The 15,547-nt window shown below is 40.1% G+C and carries 15 protein-coding genes and 1 other annotated feature; all 15 genes read left to right on the top strand.

Translation table 11 applies throughout. The annotated features are described in order from the left end of the window. The first annotated feature begins 11 nt into the window (after positions 1-11). Positions 12-950, top strand: coding sequence for a malate dehydrogenase (gene mdh / locus G6R08_RS02725; protein WP_163526567.1), 939 nt, complete (start codon positions 12-14; stop codon positions 948-950). A 75-nt stretch (positions 951-1,025) separates the two neighbouring features. Beyond that, a complete protein-coding gene (locus tag G6R08_RS02720; protein ID WP_079530499.1) occupies positions 1,026-1,502 on the top strand; it encodes a MaoC family dehydratase in 477 nt (158 codons plus the stop codon). A gap of 183 nt (positions 1,503-1,685) precedes the next feature. Then, positions 1,686-2,381 (top strand): response regulator transcription factor, encoded by a 696-nt coding sequence (locus G6R08_RS02715; protein WP_163526566.1) that lies wholly within the window; start codon positions 1,686-1,688, stop codon positions 2,379-2,381. Beyond that, a complete protein-coding gene (gene pnpS, locus G6R08_RS02710) occupies positions 2,382-4,136 on the top strand; it encodes a two-component system histidine kinase PnpS (RefSeq protein ID WP_163526565.1) in 1,755 nt (584 codons plus the stop codon). A 227-nt stretch (positions 4,137-4,363) separates the two neighbouring features. After that, the gene (polA, locus tag G6R08_RS02705) at positions 4,364-7,012 is read left to right on the top strand and encodes a DNA polymerase I (RefSeq protein ID WP_163526564.1); all 2,649 of its coding nucleotides are present in this window, start codon (positions 4,364-4,366) and stop codon (positions 7,010-7,012) included. 14 nt (positions 7,013-7,026) lie between these two features. Further along, the gene (gene mutM, locus G6R08_RS02700; RefSeq protein WP_163526563.1) at positions 7,027-7,851 is read left to right on the top strand and encodes a DNA-formamidopyrimidine glycosylase; all 825 of its coding nucleotides are present in this window, start codon (positions 7,027-7,029) and stop codon (positions 7,849-7,851) included. Positions 7,852-7,912: 61 nt separating this feature from the next. Further along, positions 7,913-8,515 (top strand): manganese efflux pump, encoded by a 603-nt coding sequence (locus G6R08_RS02695; protein ID WP_163526562.1) that lies wholly within the window; start codon positions 7,913-7,915, stop codon positions 8,513-8,515. Between the two features lie 12 nt (positions 8,516-8,527). Then, a complete protein-coding gene (gene coaE / locus G6R08_RS02690) occupies positions 8,528-9,130 on the top strand; it encodes a dephospho-CoA kinase (protein ID WP_163526561.1) in 603 nt (200 codons plus the stop codon). A 139-nt stretch (positions 9,131-9,269) separates the two neighbouring features. Next, positions 9,270-10,304, top strand: coding sequence for a glyceraldehyde-3-phosphate dehydrogenase (locus G6R08_RS02685; RefSeq protein ID WP_079530492.1), 1,035 nt, complete (start codon positions 9,270-9,272; stop codon positions 10,302-10,304). A 234-nt stretch (positions 10,305-10,538) separates the two neighbouring features. Beyond that, on the top strand, positions 10,539-10,916 hold the full coding sequence (gene speD, locus G6R08_RS02680) for an adenosylmethionine decarboxylase (RefSeq protein ID WP_079530491.1): 378 nt from the start codon (positions 10,539-10,541) through the stop codon (positions 10,914-10,916). A 171-nt stretch (positions 10,917-11,087) separates the two neighbouring features. Continuing rightward, on the top strand, positions 11,088-11,468 hold the full coding sequence (locus G6R08_RS02675; protein ID WP_163526560.1) for a cytosolic protein: 381 nt from the start codon (positions 11,088-11,090) through the stop codon (positions 11,466-11,468). A gap of 33 nt (positions 11,469-11,501) precedes the next feature. Further along, on the top strand, positions 11,502-11,966 hold the full coding sequence (gene nrdR, locus G6R08_RS02670) for a transcriptional regulator NrdR (RefSeq protein WP_163526559.1): 465 nt from the start codon (positions 11,502-11,504) through the stop codon (positions 11,964-11,966). A 49-nt stretch (positions 11,967-12,015) separates the two neighbouring features. Further along, complete coding sequence (locus tag G6R08_RS02665; protein WP_163526558.1) at positions 12,016-13,362, top strand: replication initiation and membrane attachment family protein; 1,347 nt, start codon at positions 12,016-12,018, stop codon at positions 13,360-13,362. A 13-nt stretch (positions 13,363-13,375) separates the two neighbouring features. Further along, entirely contained in the window at positions 13,376-14,311 is a 936-nt protein-coding gene (gene dnaI / locus G6R08_RS02660; protein WP_163526557.1) for a primosomal protein DnaI, read from the top strand. Between the two features lie 96 nt (positions 14,312-14,407). Beyond that, positions 14,408-15,235, top strand: coding sequence for a sporulation protein YtxC (gene ytxC / locus G6R08_RS02655; RefSeq protein ID WP_163526556.1), 828 nt, complete (start codon positions 14,408-14,410; stop codon positions 15,233-15,235). A gap of 37 nt (positions 15,236-15,272) precedes the next feature. Further along, positions 15,273-15,500 (top strand) — a binding site (T-box leader). The last annotated feature ends 47 nt before the right edge of the window (positions 15,501-15,547 follow it).

Genomic DNA, 15,547 nt, shown 5'->3' with positions numbered 1-15,547 from the left:
AGGGGATCATAATGGCAATTCGTAGAAATAAAATTTCTGTAATTGGCAGCGGCTTTACTGGTGCTACAACTGCATTAATGGCAGCTCAAAAAGAACTAGGCGATGTTGTATTAGTAGATATTCCCGATATGGAAGAGCCGACAAAAGGAAAAGCCTTAGACATGCTTGAAGCGAGTCCTGTACAAGGGTTCGATGCAAACATAAAAGGTACATCCAACTATGAGGATACAAAAGACTCTGACCTAGTAATCATTACAGCAGGTATTGCCCGTAAGCCAGGAATGAGCCGTGACGACCTCGTTAGTACAAACTCCAAGATTATGAAAAGCGTGACAAAAGAAATTGTTAAATATTCACCTGATTGCTATATAATTGTGTTAACCAACCCGGTTGACGCGATGACTTATTCTGTGTTCCAAGAAGCTGGCCTTCCTAAGAACCGGGTAATTGGTCAGTCTGGTGTACTGGATACTTCTCGTTTCCGCACATTTGTTGCAGAAGAGCTCAACGTATCCATTAAAGATGTTACTGGCTTCGTATTAGGCGGACATGGGGATGACATGGTTCCACTAGTACGGTACTCATTTGCAGGTGGTATCCCATTAGAAAAACTTATTTCCAAAGATCGTCTGGATGAGATTGTGGAACGCACACGTAAAGGTGGGGGAGAAATTGTAGGACTACTTGGAAATGGCAGTGCCTACTATGCTCCAGCAGCTTCATTAGTACAAATGGCTGAAGCGATTCTTAAAGATCAGAGAAGAATTCTTCCAGCGATTGCCTACCTCGAAGGTGAATATGGTTATGATGGCATTTACCTTGGGGTACCTACAATTTTGGGTGGAAACGGAATTGAAGAAGTGATACAGCTTGAACTAACAGAAGAGGAGAAACAACAATTAGATCAGTCTGCTGATTCTGTTAAAAACGTTCTCAATGTATTAAACTAAAAGAAAAAAGTTCGGGGCACGCCTCGAGCTTTTTTTCTAAAATGTCAGGAAAACGCTTTCAAAAGGGGTGAAAGTATGCTTGGTAAAAAAAGAAAACTGGGTAAAAAAATCAATGACCTAAAAGTCGGAGAAACGTTTAAAACAACTTCTACCATAGAAGATCGAGAATTGCTAATGTATCTTGGTTTAACTGACGATGCTAATCCATTATATATTCAGCATGACTATGCTTCCGGAACACCTTTTAAACGTCCTGTTGTTCCTACCGTTATGGTATTTGGAATGATATCATCTATGGTTTCCATGCATTTACCTGGTCCAGGAAGTCATATTACGCGACAACAACTTTCCTATCCAAAGCCTGTTTATCATTATAGTGAAGTTCGACTAAGGCTTGAAGTGAAATCCATCCATAAGGAAGAACATATTGCTGACATGGAAGTTGTCGGATATGACGAAGAAGGAGATGTTGTTGTGGAAGGGACGTTAGCTGTTCAGCCTCCATTCGAACCCAAATCAATGAACGCAAGCTCTTTGGAAAATTTTTCTTAGAGTTTAAAAAAAAGCCGGCAGAAGCTGGCTTTTTTCATGGGCACCTTTATTGATTAGAATGTGATCACTTTAGCAGCTGTCAGAAATGTAAAGTTTAAGTAAAAGTTGTAAAGATACGTGTTCACCGTGTAAACTTCATTGTATGATGAACATGAACGTATCCTGTAGATTGAGGTGATCGAAGTGTCGCAAAGAATACTCATAGTTGATGATGAAGAATCTATTGTAATGTTGTTAAAATACAATATCGATCAGGCGGGGTATGAAACCGATGTTGCTTATACCGGCCCAGAAGCTCTTGAGAAAGCATTAGCCACGACTTATGACATGATCGTACTGGACGTCATGCTTCCGGGAATGGACGGTATGGAAGTATGTAAACAGCTCCGGCAGAATCAAGTGGAAACCCCTATTCTAATGCTTACAGCTAAAGATGATGAGTTCGATAAAGTATTAGGGTTGGAATTAGGAGCGGACGACTATTTAACCAAACCTTTCAGCCCGCGTGAAGTAGTAGCCCGCATTAAGGCAATTTTACGTAGAATGATACGCGAGCCGATGGGACAGGATTCACGGTACATTGAAATTGCTGATTTAATCATTTATCCAGAACAGTATGAAGCAACAATTAAAGGAAATTCATTATTATTTACTCCGAAGGAATTCGAGCTGCTTCATTATCTGTCTCAAAATATTGGACGAGTTTTATCCAGGGATCAATTGCTAAGTGCTGTGTGGAATTATGACTTCGTTGGAGATACTAGAATTGTGGATGTCCACGTCAGTCATTTGCGTGAAAAGATAGAACCGGATACCAAAAAGCCTGTCTATATCAAAACAATTCGCGGATTGGGCTATAAGATGGAGGAGCCAAAGTAAATGAAAATCAATAAAAGACCGCTTCTGACCTATATGATTGTTGTTATTATCGTCATGGTCGGATTAGGAATTTTATTAGCTCAGCTTACTAGAAGTTATTTTATTAATGTCTTTGAAGAGCGCATTACCGTGGAGAGTGAATACGTTGCCAGTTATCTTAAGGAACTTTCAGGAAATGGTCAGCTTACTACTAATTCTCTTAATGATTTTAGCATGCAGCTCAATACGGGAATCTTACTGGTGTCAGATCAAGGTGAAGTTATTATAGATACGCTTGAGACCCTGCCGATGATTCAAAACGATTCAAAACAATCAATTATAACTAATATCCAATTAAACGAATTTCCTAAGAGAGCGGGTCAATTAGGAGAAGCTGTTTTCTATTACCCGGTCCAAATGAATTTAGAAGGTGTAACTGGAACTCTCGTAGTATTTTCACCAGTTCAGTCATTAGCAGATATTACGAAAAACATTTGGCTGCTCATTGGGTTTACTTTGCTGCTTGGAATTATTGCTATATTCTTAGTCGTATTTAATGTCTTTTCTAAGTATATTCGGCCGATTCGTTCTGCCTCAAAGGCGGCTACAGAACTAGCTGAAGGAAACTACAACGCCCGTACCTTTGAGGGTCATTTTGGTGAGGCGGGTCAATTGAGTCGATCTATTAATGTCCTTGCCAGGAACCTTCACGATATGATGAGTACCAAGGGAATGCAGGAAACACAGTTAGAAGCAGTTATTAATAATATGGGAAATGGCCTGATTTTGATAGATGAAAAGGGCTATATTCTTCTTGTGAATAAAGCCTTTCTTGAAAGCTTTGGCGGTATTCAGAAAGAATATATAGGTTACCTTTACCATGATGCCATCCCTTATCCAGCCATTCATGAAACAGTACAGACGATCTATATGTTTGAAGAGACAATTAGCGAAAAATTTGCTCTGCCGGTTCATATTGACCGCAGGCATTTTGAAGTGACGGGTGCGCCTATTTTCAGCGGTAACAATAAATGGAAAGGGATTGTCCTTGTTTTTCATGACATTACTGAGATGAAAAAACTTGAACAAATGCGTAAAGACTTCGTAGCCAATGTATCACATGAACTGAAAACTCCTATTACTTCAATCAGAGGATTTTCAGAGACGCTGCTGGACGGTGCGATGAAAGACGAAGCTATGATGGAACAGTTTATGCAGATCATCCTGAAAGAGAGTGGACGTCTCCAATCGCTTATTGAAGATTTGCTGGAGCTCTCGAGGGTAGAAAGAGATGATTTTAAATTAATTGTTGAAGAGGTCGAACTGCGGAACCTTCTAGGAGAACTGTTTCCGCTCATAGAACATCAGGCAGATCAAAAATCCATTCGTCTTGAAACATCCCTTGACGCGGAAGCTGAAATTCAAGGGGATATAAGCAGGTTAAAGCAAGTTTTTTTGAACTTACTTACAAATGCTGTTAACTATACAGGGGAGACAGGACTGGTGCAAGTATCTCTGCAAGATCATGGAGAATCCGTAACAATTTCTATCAAAGATAATGGGGTAGGAATTCCTGAGGAAGAAATCTCCAGAATATTTGAGAGGTTTTACAGAGTAGACAAGGCAAGAAGCCGCAATTCAGGGGGCACCGGGCTCGGTCTTGCTATTGTAAAGCACATTGTTGAAGCTCACCAGGGATCTATCAAGGTTGAAAGTGAAGTGAACGAAGGTACAACCTTTGCTATTACTCTGCCGAAGAAGTTTACAAATGATTAATATTATTTTAAAGTATCCTTTATAAAGATTTGGTACGATTACCAATGAAACCCTTTCATCCAAGGTGTTTTCTCTTATTGGGCAGAAGCGATCCGTGCTTCTGCTCTTTTTTACGTTCTTAACCGAATTTCCACTGTCGTGTCTGCTTACACTTTTGTTTTTTTATTCCTGCCAGTAAACGTGGTAGAATAGAGCAAAGACGTACATATACTTGAGGAGTTGAGCGAATGGCGGAAAAAGTCGTACTAATAGATGGAAACAGTATAGCGTATCGAGCATTTTTTGCGCTGCCTCTATTGAATAACGATAAGGGAGTTTATACGAACGCAGTTTATGGTTTTACAACGATGCTGTTAAAAATCTTAGAAGAGGATAAGCCTGATCGTTTATTAGTCGCATTTGATGCTGGTAAAACTACTTTTCGTCACAAAACGTATTCGGATTATAAAGGCGGGAGGCAAAAAACGCCTTCTGAACTGTCTGAACAGTTTCCAGTTATCAAAGAACTATTGGACGCGTTTGCTATTCCATATTACCAGCTTGAAAATTATGAGGCTGATGACATCATCGGAACACTAGCCACTCAAGCTGGCGAAGGCAATCTTGAAGTAAAAGTTATTTCAGGAGACAAGGATTTATTGCAGCTCGTTTCAGATCGTATTCAAGTAAGTCTGACTAAGAAAGGGATTACGACTGTTGATGCCTATGACCCCGCTTTTATGCAAGAAAAAATGGGGGTTCGTCCAGATCAAATTATCGATCTAAAGGCACTGATGGGAGACAGTTCAGATAATATCCCAGGCGTTCCGGGTGTGGGCGAGAAGACTGCTGTGAAACTTCTAAGTCAGTTCGATAAGCTTGAGAATGTGTATGACAACCTGGAAGATGTTAGCGGGAAAAAGTTGAAAGAAAAGCTTGAACTTAATAAGGAAGAAGCATTTATGAGTAAACAGCTTGTTACCATCGAGAGAAATGCCCCTATTGAAATCAGTCTTGAAGATATACGTTATGGGGGATATGAAAGTAAGAATGTGAGTGGTTTGTTCCGCAATCTAGGCTTTCAGTCACTTATGGATCGTGTAGCTTCACCTGAAGAAGATACTACACCGAGCGATCAAGATGATGATTGGCCGGAAATAAATGTTACGATCATAACAGAGGTTGACGAAGAATTGTTGTCTGGCCAAGAAGCTTTAATTGTAGAAATGCTTTCGGATAATTATCATCAGGCTCCGGTTGAAGGGATCGTTTTTGTTAATAAGCACAAGCATTACTTTATTTCGATGGATGATGCTGAAAAGTCCTCAGGTTTTAAAGCGTGGATGATGGATGAAACGAAAGAAAAATGGGTCTTTGATGCAAAGCAAACAGTAGTGGCCCTAAAGCGCCATGGAATTGAAGCGAAAGGAATCAGTTTTGATTTACTGCTCGCCTCTTATCTACTTAATCCTTCAGAAAATAACCATGATATTCCATCGATTAGTCATCGAATGAATGAAAATGCAGTGCAGTATGATGAGGAAGTTTATGGGAAGGGAGCTAAAGTGAAACTCCCGGATTCTGAGGAGGTTTTCCATAAGCATCTTGTTCGTAAAGCAAATATGTTATATAAACTTAAAGATATTATGGAACAAAAGTTAGAACAAAACGAACAGATGGATTTATATAAGAACCTTGAGATGCCGTTAGCTTTGATTTTAGCGGAAATGGAGCATCAGGGGGTGAAGGTCGATGTGGAACGCCTTCAACAGATGAGAGGTGAGCTTGAAGAAAGGCTTGAAACACTCAAAGCAGAAATCTATGAACTGGCAGGGAAATCGTTTAATTTGAATTCACCTAAACAACTAGGGCCGGTGCTGTTTGAAGATCTTCAACTACCAGTCATTAAAAAGACAAAGACAGGTTATTCAACCTCAGCAGACATCCTGGAACAACTTGAAGATCAGCATCCGATCATTCCTAAGATTCTGTTATACAGGCAGTTGAGTAAGCTTCAATCTACTTACCTCGAAGGATTACTGAAGGTTGTGGATGGCTCGACTAATATGATTCATACGCGTTTTAATCAGGCCCTTGCTCAAACAGGGCGACTTAGTTCCATCGAGCCTAACTTGCAAAACATACCTATTCGTCTTGAAGAGGGAAGGAAGATCAGACAGGCTTTTGTACCGTCAGAAGAAGGGTGGCTTATGTTTTCAAGTGATTATTCTCAAATCGAGCTGCGAGTTTTAGCTCATATTGCTCAAGATGAAAAATTAATCACGGCTTTTAGGGAAGGAAAAGATATTCACACTCAGACAGCCAGTGAAGTATTTGATGTGCCTGGTAATGAAATTACAAGTGAAATGAGACGTCAAGCCAAGGCCGTCAATTTCGGGATCGTGTATGGCATTAGTGATTACGGTTTATCTCAGAGTTTAGGGATCTCCCGTAAAGAAGCAAAGACCTTTATTGAAAAATATTTAAATAGTTATCCTGGCGTAAAAGAATACATGGACGAGTCTGTTCGGGAAGCAAAACAGTCAGGCTATGTGACGACATTTATGCAACGTCGAAGATACTTGCCTGATATAACGAGCCGAAACTTTAATAAGCGAAGTTTTGCTGAACGTACAGCTATGAATACACCTATTCAAGGAAGTGCAGCAGATATTATTAAAAAGGCAATGATCGATTTATTTAATCGCTTGAAAACAGAAGGTTTCAAGGCACGAATGTTACTCCAAGTACACGATGAACTGATCTTAGAAGTGCCAGAAGACGAAATTGAAAAATTAAAAGATGTTGTAGCAGAGGCCATGGAGAATACAGTGCAATTAGAAGTGCCTTTAGAGGTGGATTATTCTTATGGACCAACTTGGTATGACGCGAAGTAAGTGAGGGGAACAGCATGCCGGAACTACCTGAAGTGGAAACGGTCAGACAAACATTAAAGCAACTCGTTTTAAATAAAAAAATACAAGACGTTTCAATATATTGGGGAAATATTATTAAACGCCCGCAAGATCCAAATGATTTTAAGCAATGGGTACAGGATCAAACGATTCGTGATATTGAAAGGAAAGGAAAGTTCCTCATTTTCAAAATGGATGATATTTCAATGGTCTCCCACTTGCGAATGGAAGGTAAGTTTGGTGTGTACGATGCTTTGGTCGAGAAGCCGAAACATACCCATGTCATCTTTCACTTTACTGATGGAACTGAACTCCGATATAACGATGTTCGTAAATTTGGCACGATGCATTTATTTGAAAAAGGAACAGAATGGGATCAGAAGCCGCTTAATCAATTGGGTCCTGACCCATTCGATCCCGCTTTTACAATCGAATACTTTTACGAAAGAATTAATAAAACAACGCGAAATATGAAAGCTGTGCTGCTAGATCAGACGATCGTAGCAGGATTAGGCAATATTTATGTTGATGAAGCACTTTATCGCAGCGGTATTCATCCTGAACGATTGGCGAACCAGCTTACTAAAGAGGAAGCTTCACGGGTGAGACAGGCAAGTATTGACACCATCACAGAAGCAGTAGAACAGGGAGGCACGACCATTCGGTCTTATCTGAACAGTCAGGGACAGATGGGAATGTTTCAGCAGAAATTACGAGTTTACGGAAAGCAGGATACGGATTGCCTGAACTGTGGTACTCCAATTTTAAAGTTAAAAGTAAGCGGTCGGGGCACCCATGTCTGCCCAGCTTGTCAGAAGTAACAGGTCGTAAAGAGAGTCCATATACTATGTCACACATTTGATGTTTAAGAGGTGAACCGTATTGGGCATCGTTCTATTCCCATTTCTTTTCGGCCTGGCTGTTACCGTGGATAGCTTTGGGATCGGCTGTATGATTGGTTTAAAAAGAATTGGTATTTCGAAAAAAGGAATTTGTGCCATTGCCTTATTATCAGGTTGCTGCTATTTGTTGTCTGCCTCCTTAGGAGAATGGATTAAACTGTTCATGGATCAAGCTTATGCTGAAAGACTTGGGGCCATAGCACTGATCGTAATTGGACTGTTTTTTCTTTTCCATTGTTTAAGAAAGCCTGAGAAACCAAAACAAGAGGATAATGTTTGGGCACAGCCTGCCAAGGTATTACAATCACCTGAAGCTGCCGACCTAGACAGATCAGGTCAAATAAAAGGCAAGGAGCTTTTGCTTCTCAGTCTTGCCCTCTCATTAGATACTTTTGCAGCAGGGTTCAGCGGTTCATTCATAGGAATAAATCCTATCTTAACGGCTTGTCTAATCGTTGTCATGACGACCTTTATGTTGTTAGCAGGTGTGAAGAGTGGAGCGAAACTTAGCAAGAAAATCAACAATATTTCAATGCTTCCAGGAATGCTGCTCATTATTATTGGACTGATTAAGCTTGTGTGAGGAGGATACTATATGACAGTTGTAATTGGATTAACTGGAAGTATAGCCAGTGGTAAAAGTACAATTTCTGAAATGTTTCATAACTTCAAGATCCCTGTAGTAGATGCAGATATCATTTCCAGAGAAGTAGTTGATCCTGGAGAGTCTGCTTATCAAAAAATTATTGATGCTTTTGGAAATGAAGTATTGCATGAAGATAAGACGATCAATCGAAAACGATTGGGGAAAATAGTGTTTGAAAGCAAAGAAAAACGTGACATATTGAATCAAATTGTGCATCCTGAAGTCCGAAAAGAGATGCTCCGACAAAGAGATCATTATAAAAAAGACAAACATTCCGCCGTTGTGCTTGATATTCCGTTATTATTCGAAAGTAAACTGGCCCATTACGCCGATCGGACGCTTGTCGTATACGTAGATGAGGACACGCAATTACAAAGGCTGGTGGAACGTGATGGGTCAAGCGTGGAAGATGCCAAGCAACGAATGAGTTCTCAAATCCCCGTTGCTGAAAAAGCAGAGATGGCTGACGCTGTAGTTGATAATTCTGGAAGCGTCGAAGAAAGTTTTAAGCAATTAAAAAGCATACTTGAGAATTGGAATATCATAAACTAACCTGACAAGAATTCTTTCTTGATCAGGTTAGTTTTTTTCAAAAAAAAAAATGATGATATTTCTGCAAAACCGCTTTCAATGTGCTATACTAATTTTGTGAAAATGATTAAAAGTATATCATATATAGGGGGCTTGCTTTATGGGGAAAACACGAATCGCAATAAATGGGTTAGGCAGAATAGGTCGTATGGTCTTTCGAAAGGCTGTGTTAGACGACACGATTGAATTAGTTGCTGTTAATGCAAGTTATCCTGCTGAAACGATTGCACACATGGTGAAATATGATAGTGTTCATGGACGTTTTGAGGGGAGCATTAAAGCGATAGATCATGGGATTGTTGTTAACGGAAAAAAAATAAGACTCTGTGCAACTCGAAATCCTTTAGAATTGCCGTGGGATGAATTAGATGTAGATATTGTGATTGAAGCGACAGGTAAGTTTAAAACACAAGAAGAAGCATCGCTGCATATCCAGTCTGGAGCAAAGAAAGTTATCATTACAGCCCCAGGTAAAGAAGTGGATGCGACAATTGTGATGGGAGTAAATGAGGAAGCGTATGAACCAGGACAGCACGACGTAATTTCAAACGCTTCTTGCACGACTAATTGTTTAGCCCCAGTCGTTAAAGTGTTAGAAGATCAATTTGGCATTGAAAATGGACTGATGACAACGGTTCATGCCTTTACCAACGACCAGAAGAACCTGGATAATCCGCATAAGGATCTTCGTCGTGCGCGAGGATGCACACAATCTATTATTCCAACATCCACGGGTGCTGCTAAGGCTCTTGGTGAGGTTATCCCATCCATGCAAGGGAAACTAAATGGTATGGCCTTAAGGGTCCCTACACCAAATGTTTCTTTAGTTGATTTAGTAGTTGACCTTAAAGTAGATGTAACAGAAGAACAAATAAATGCTGCTTTTTCAAAAGTGGCTGATGACAAAATGAAGGGGATTCTTGAATATAGTGATGAACCACTTGTCTCCGTTGATTATACAACTTCAGATTCCTCAGCTATAATTGACGGCTTGTCTACACAAGTTATCGAGGATCGTAAGGTTAAAGTGTTAGCTTGGTACGATAATGAGTGGGGGTACTCTTGCCGAGTTGTAGATTTAGCTAAATATGTCGGCAGCTTTTTAAGCCAGGATAAAAAGGTTAGAGTATCTTAATTAGTGGAATTAACATGTCTTTGTATCTATAATGGGAACCACCCCGTGAGAGAATAGAAAATGTGTCTTGCATTAATGCAGGAAACCATATATACTTTTTTTGAACTTCTGAATATTATTTGACCTCATGTCTGCTCAAAGGGTTAGGACCTCTCAGGACTAACTTTCCCCCGTGGTAGAGCATGTTGGACATTTGGAAGTGAATTTGCTACTGATCAAAAGGGGGATCCTAAAATGGATACAATGGGAAGACATGTTATTGCCGAATTATGGGATTGTAATGAAGATAAATTAAACGATATGTCATATATCGAACAAACTTTTGTAGATGCAGCACTTAAAGCAGGAGCGGAAGTGAGGGAAGTTGCCTTTCATAAATTTGCTCCACACGGGGTCAGCGGGGTTGTTATTATTTCAGAGTCACATTTAACGATCCATAGCTTTCCAGAGCATGGATATGCAAGTATTGATGTGTATACTTGTGGTGATCGTATCGACCCTAATGTTGCAGCAGAATTTATTATCAAAGCGTTAGAGGCTGGCCGCAATGAAACAGTGGAAGTTCCAAGAGGAATGGGGCCTGTTGAAGTGCAGCAGTCTCGTGCTCTATAGGGATTTTGAAGTCGTACAGTTTATGCTGTGCGGCTTTTTTGTTGGTTGAATTGGTCATGATTACACCTTTCAAGTTCCGTGCCTTCCTCGGTAACCTTCACTTTTCTTTTTACTAAAACGTGTTAAAATATAATCAGATGATGTCGAATTTGTTTTGAAGGAGTAAGGTATGTGAAATCATTTATTTCCAGGTATTTAAGTAATCATGCAGAAACAGGGGAAGATCCTCATGATAAGAGACTCAAGACACACTATTATAAAGCCAAGAAGGATGATGTGTTCAGAGCGGTAATAGATTTATTTCCTGCTCCTTCCGAGAAAGCAGCTGTTTCAAATGAACGTGGTGAGATTACTGTGAACTATAAGGGAAGCAGAAAAGCTTTTATCGTAGCAACCATTATTATGGTGCGCCCATTTCAAACCTCTGTTGATTTTTCTGTGACGAGTGATTCAGGCGGCCCAGTAGACTTTGGATTCAGCGACAGATTAATTCTTCAGCTTTATGAACAGCTTGATCGTCAGTTTCCTTCCCTGAAATCGTCGGAAAGATGAGAATGAATCGAAGAACATGTGGAGTTGATTGTATTGAAATGCCCAAATTGCCACTATAAAAGTACGAAGGTGCTGGATTCGAGGCCAATCGAGGAAGGACATTCGATCAGGCGGAGAAGGGAATGTGAACAGTGTGATTTTCGTTTTACGACCTTTGAAAGGATTGAGGAAGTTCCCTTAATCGTCGTAAAAAAAGAAGGAACTAGAGAAGAATTCAGCCGTGAGAAACTTATGCGTGGACTAATACGTGCTTGTGAAAAAAGACCGGTTGCTGTTGAAAAATTGGAAGCTGTGACTCTTGATATTGAGAAGGAATTGAGAAATCGCGGAGTCTCAGAAGTACAAAGCAAGGATATTGGTGAAATGATTATGGGGCGCCTTTCAGGAATTGATGAGGTTGCTTATGTTCGTTTTGCCTCAGTATATCGTCAATTTAAAGATATTAATGTTTTTATAGATGAACTGAAAGAATTAATTAAACATGAAGATAAAGGATGAGCCGGACTGTGGCTCATTTTCTTTTTCAGATAAAGGGGGGATCTTACCCATGGATCGATATATAGGAAAGCTTTTACCAATAGACGGATTTACAATCATTCAAACAGGTTCAGCTCCTCAATCCGCTCAATCGTCGTTAACCCATTTATATCAACCTCTAATAGGAAAGCTTGCTATTTCCTTATATCAATTTTTAGTAAATGAAGAGGAAACGTGCGACCAGGGGCTTGTCCAATCCCACCATGCAGTCATGGCATTTCTGTCGACCCCTTTAGATCAAATCTATAAGGCCAGGCAAAAGCTCGAGGCGTTAGGTCTATTGCGAACATATTTATCTAAAAAGGAATCAACAACTGTTTACCTATATGAAATCAGATCCCCATTTTCCCCGGAGGAATTTTTTAATGATGATATGCTTTCCTTGTTGTTGAGACATGAGATGGGTGAAGATAAATTTAATTCATTGCGCAGTCGTTTTTCTAAGCCCTCTATTTCTTTGGAAGATTATGAAGAAGTAACGGAGACATTTGATCGTGTATTTCATGGAGTCTACCCCTCTTCAGCTTTATTGGATCAGCAAAAACAATCAGCGCAGCGAAGAGAGGGTACTGGAACTCGCGGGCCGGCCATTTTGGACAGCCGTGTAGATTTTAATTGGCTGCATCATGCCTTAAAGCAGAGAATGTATCCGAGTGAAAAGATTCTTACAGGGGATCACCGCCGGATTATTTCACAGCTTGTAGCGTTATATAACTTAACGTCCAGTGAAATTGAACGGGCGATTATCTGGGCGATTAATGAGGAGAATGAATTGATTGTCGAGGAACTTAAAGCTGCCTGTCATGACTTTATAAAAGATCGTCCCGCTGGAGACAATGGAAGTATTGACGAGCGTGAAAAAGTTCCTGGCTCCAGCCAAGAATCTGGGAGTAAGGAAGAGCAATTTATTCAATTACTCGAGGAAATCTCACCAAGGGAACTGTTAGAGGATTTATCTAGCGGTAATCAAGCCTCTGAACAGGAAATGAAAATAATCCGCGATATTATGACGGAACAAGGCCTCAAGCCCGGGGTTATGAATGTACTGATTCACTATGTGTTGTTAAAAACGGATATGAAATTATCGAAACCTTATCTTGAAAAGATCGCCAGTCATTGGGCACGTAAGAATGTATCTACTGTAAGACAGGCAATGAACCTGGCCAAGGCTGAACATCAGAAGTATCAGCAATGGGGAAAACAAAAGAACACATATCGGAAAAACAATCAGGAAGTTATCCCGGATTGGTTTAAGAAGCGCGGGGAGCCTAAAGAGAAACAGCCTGCGGTTCAGATCAACAAGCAGGATATTGCTGAGCGGATACGTAAGCTGTCGAATAAAGGAAATGGATCGTGAGGTGTAGTAATTCGTGGAACCCATTCAACAATCTTTACAAAAGTGGATGCGAAATCATAAACAATTTCAACAACGTTTAAGCCATATGAAGCGGGAAGTTCTGAATTCAACAGAGATAAAACAGCTGGTCAGGGACCATCCTTCCCTAACTGAAGACGTGCTGGAAAAACAGCTCATTAAACTATATGAGTACCAAACACAGTCAAAGGACTGTGAAAAGTGTCCTTCTCGCGAAGCATGTATCAATATTCTACCAGGCCACGTTCCTCAGTTAGAGGTGACAGGTACAGAGATCAAGCTTGTCTATAATAAATGTCGTAAAGAACTGCAGCAAGAACAACAACGGCATCAGCGCTCTTTAATAAGCAGCCTTCATATTCCAAAGGAAATTTTGGAAGCTAATCTTGAGCGGTTAGACTTTAATGATGATGCTCGCGGCCAGGCTATCCAAAATACCGTGCAGTACCTTGAAAAAATAGATGAGCAGCTTCCGAGCAAGGGGTTGTATTTTCACGGCCCGTTTGGAGTGGGAAAGACTTTTTTTCTAGGTGTCATTGCAAACGAGTTAATGAAAAAAAATATTGCTTCGATGGTAATCTATATGCCTGAATTTGTTCGGGAGATGAAAGCCTCCATAAAAGATGATTCTATGAATAACAAGATTGATGCCTTTAAAAAAACACCTGTGCTCATGCTGGATGATATAGGGGCAGAATCTCAATCTGCCTGGTTTCGAGACGAAATTCTGGGGTCCATATTACAATATCGAATGATGGAACGCCTCCCGGTATTTTTCACTTCTAATTATTCGCTTAATGAACTGGAGAAAGTTTTAATGACGAGCAACCGAGGAGATATTGACCAGGTTAAAGCCCAGAGAATTACAGAACGTGTACGGCAGTTAAGTGATAGTGTTCCTGTTGAGGGACAGAATCGACGAGGTCAATAGGCATGTTTCATTCCTTCTTATCATATGTATAAGACGTAATAGTCTAATAAATGCTCACTGAAGGTGGGGATGTTTTTGTGATGAGGGGGAAGTGTGTTGGTATGTATACAGTTTTCCAGTCGAAAAGTGGCTTTTTATTTCCATCAGGTGATTACAGAACTTCAAATAGATGACTCCTGCCCATGGATGGTTAAGGATATCTCACATAACAAGTTATTAATAGAAACTGAGCTGACGTTGAGTGAGGTTTTTTATGACTTTGTTCAAAGTGTGACAAGAGTGATTACGGATCAAAAGCTGTCACCATGGACAGAGGGTGTACTCAAGCATGTATTCCACTATAAAGAAAAGCAGGAAATCAAACGGATTATAGAGTTAAGCAATGAGCTCAGGCTGGAACCTCCAGCAGGAATTATAATCCCTGATTTAGAAAAGGTGATCGAAACATGTGTAAGTAAAAAGCTATCTGGCCGTTTTTATGTTGATTTTGACTGGTTAAGTGCTTTTTGTCTGGAAGAAATATATGAAGAATTAGTGGATTTCACAGGGAAGGTATTGGATGAATACAAGCTGGAAGAGGCTCATCAACTAATGGTTGATTCATGGAGGCGTGGGATCAATAATAGAGACACGGGAGTTCAGGTGTTACATGTATTCCATGACGATACGCTTCATTACTTTCATGATGAAGGAAATAAGGTAAGTCGGGATGAACTCATTCTTTATTTAAAGCAATATCCAGACCCTTTTCTAACACAATTACCAATTAATTTTGGAATTACCCCAGCTCTTATTTTTGCACCGGACGAGCTTATTATTTATTCTGACCACTTGGAAGATTCAAAGCTTGATTTGCTGACAAATTTGTTTGAAGAAAAAGCGTCCTGTAAGCCCCATTCGGAATTTCCTTTCGATTGGGCTTGATTTCGTTCTTGTTTACCGCTATAATACCTACATATATTTAACTGCACTGATGAGGACAAGAACTCTAATGGACGCTTGAATAGAGAGAAGAGTCATCGGCTGAAAACTCTTCCTTGACGAATTAGCTGTTTACCACCTCTGAGCTCTGTTTATGAAAAGAAATGAGTAGTAAACAGCGTTTGGTCCGCGTTAAGGATGAATGAAGCCACAAAGAGTTTTTTGTGGGAAATGGGTGGAACCGCGAGTAAACACGCTCGCCCCTTTTGCTTTATTAGCAGAAGGGGCGAGCGTGTTTTTAATTTTATGAAAAAA

Origin of the sequence: Halobacillus ihumii (genome assembly GCF_902726645.1) — a bacterium.
Taxonomy (GTDB): domain Bacteria; phylum Bacillota; class Bacilli; order Bacillales; family Halobacillaceae; genus Halobacillus_A; species Halobacillus_A ihumii.
The sequence above is the reverse complement of the archived record's forward strand: the minus strand, read 5'-3'. Positions and strand labels throughout refer to the sequence as shown.

Coding starts and splice junctions, on each gene's coding strand:
- coaE (WP_163526561.1), top strand. CDS start 8,528: ATGACAGTTGTAATTGGATTAACTGGAAGTATAGCCAGTGGTAAAAGT.
- pnpS (WP_163526565.1), top strand. CDS start 2,382: ATGAAAATCAATAAAAGACCGCTTCTGACCTATATGATTGTTGTTATT.
- G6R08_RS02720 (WP_079530499.1), top strand. CDS start 1,026: ATGCTTGGTAAAAAAAGAAAACTGGGTAAAAAAATCAATGACCTAAAA.
- speD (WP_079530491.1), top strand. CDS start 10,539: ATGGATACAATGGGAAGACATGTTATTGCCGAATTATGGGATTGTAAT.
- mdh (WP_163526567.1), top strand. CDS start 12: ATGGCAATTCGTAGAAATAAAATTTCTGTAATTGGCAGCGGCTTTACT.
- G6R08_RS02665 (WP_163526558.1), top strand. CDS start 12,016: ATGGATCGATATATAGGAAAGCTTTTACCAATAGACGGATTTACAATC.
- polA (WP_163526564.1), top strand. CDS start 4,364: ATGGCGGAAAAAGTCGTACTAATAGATGGAAACAGTATAGCGTATCGA.
- G6R08_RS02685 (WP_079530492.1), top strand. CDS start 9,270: ATGGGGAAAACACGAATCGCAATAAATGGGTTAGGCAGAATAGGTCGT.
- mutM (WP_163526563.1), top strand. CDS start 7,027: ATGCCGGAACTACCTGAAGTGGAAACGGTCAGACAAACATTAAAGCAA.